1 protein-coding gene is annotated in these 275 nt (G+C 48.7%); it reads left to right on the forward strand.

All coding sequences use genetic code 11. From position 1 onward, the window contains the following. Positions 1-83: 83 nt before the first annotated feature. Positions 84-275 (forward strand): hypothetical protein (locus Q4563_RS19685; RefSeq protein WP_303605720.1); only part of this gene is annotated, 192 nt, incomplete at its 3' end.

Here is a 275-nt window from a genome sequence, read left to right on the forward strand (position 1 = left end):
TTGGCAAGATTGCAGTGATTCTGGTCTCTTGTTCTTTGGACAATCACTATCATTTCCGCTGTCAGTCATGAGGTTTCAGGATTATGGATGTACTCGAGATATTGGTGTTATTGATCGCTTTGGTACTCATTGCCTTGATTGTGGCAGTGGTGCTGGTATCGGTTCAGGCACTGGCATCCAGCAAACGCGCTAAGGCTTCCCAAGCCAAGCCCAGTCCAGCTGCAGAACCTGAGGCAACCGAGCCAGCTTCAATCGGATCGGTTATGGATCTTATC

The organism is Gilvimarinus sp. 1_MG-2023, from assembly GCF_030548285.1.